The 1,511-nt window shown below is 37.9% G+C and carries 1 protein-coding gene; it reads right to left on the reverse strand.

The window, feature by feature from the left end; translation table 11 throughout:
• Positions 1 to 1,093, reverse strand: a 1,093-nt coding sequence (gene guaA, locus WBQ70_RS02180; protein ID WP_423909942.1) for a glutamine-hydrolyzing GMP synthase, incomplete at its 3' end; no start/stop codon positions are given.
• Positions 1,094 to 1,511 lie beyond the last annotated feature (418 nt).

The following is a 1,511-nucleotide window of genomic DNA, read 5'->3' on the forward strand; positions in this document are numbered from 1 at the left end:
TAAAAAGCATGCGCAAAGGTTCTACAATTTTCAATTTCATATAATCAGGTAGACCACCCACATTATGATGTGATTTAATCGTAGCTGAAGGTCCTTTTACAGAAACCGACTCGATAACATCAGGATATATAGTTCCTTGGGCTAACCAGGTTACATCTTCAATAAGGTGAGACTCTGCGTCAAAAACTTCGATAAAAGCATTTCCGATCGCTTTTCTTTTTAATTCAGGATCAGTTACTCCCGCTAGTGCATCATAAAAACGTTGAGAAGCATCCACCCCTTTTACGTTCAATCCCATACCTTCGTATTGATCCAGTACGCTTTGAAATTCGTTTTTACGAAGCAAACCGTTATTTACAAAAATACAGTACAAGTTTTTTCCAATTGCTTGGTGCAATAAAACTGCCGCAACAGTAGAATCTACTCCACCCGAAAGTCCTAATACTACTTTATCGTTTCCTACTTTTTCTTTCAATTCTGCTACCATCTCCTCAACAAAAGCATTTGGAGTAAAGTTTTGAGGTACTTCGGCAATTTTTACCAAAAAGTTCTCCAACATTTTCCCACCTTCAGTAGAGTGAAAAACCTCTGGGTGGTACTGAATCGCATAAGTCGTTTCTCCCTCAATTTTGTAAGCCGCAAACTCCACATCGTGAGTACTTGCTAGTTTCACACCATTGGTAGGCAACGCCTTGATACTATCACTATGACTCATCCAAACTTGACTGTTTGGCGAAATCCCATCAAAGAAAACTTCGTCTTCTTTAATAAAAGATAAATTTGCTCTACCATACTCCCTTGTGTTTGAAGCTGCAACTTCGCCACCTGAAAAGTGAGCTAAATATTGCGCTCCGTAGCATACGGCAAGCATTGGCAATTTGCCTCGTATTTGCGACAAATCTGGGTGTGGCGCATCTTCTCCGCGAACAGAGAAAGGGCTACCTCCTAGAATTACGGCTTTATAACTGGACAAATCATCTGGAAAATGATTGTAAGGAAAAATTTCGCAGAATATATTTAATTCGCGAACTCTACGCGCAATCAGTTGAGTGTATTGCGATCCGAAATCTAAAATAAGTACGTTGTGTTGCATGGGCGCAAAATTACTTTTTAAATTTGGAATGTAAAAATGGAATTATATATTTTTTTCATTCTCTCAAAAACGAAATTATTACACCTACAAAAAGAAGGATTTGGGCATGCCAACACTATAAAAAGGGGCTAAAAGTTGTTTGCAGTTACAAAGCCCCTTTCTATAGTGCTGTCGGGTGATACGCGCTACTTCGGTAGCTAGCTTCTCCCCCTCACGCGAGATTGTAGAAAACATAACTTCATTTTTTCACGATAAATTTGCAACAAACGAAAAGTCTTTCTTATGACTTGTAAGAAAAAAAACAATATATTTGAAAATAAATAAAACGAAACAAACCTTCGCTTATCTATCCGATTTTGGGTGTATATACGAATGTTTGTTTCGTCTATATAGTAGTTAGCAGTTATTACTCAAGAAG

The sequence above is a fragment of the Flavobacterium sp. genome (genome assembly GCF_049590715.1).
Taxonomy (GTDB): domain Bacteria; phylum Bacteroidota; class Bacteroidia; order Flavobacteriales; family Flavobacteriaceae; genus Flavobacterium.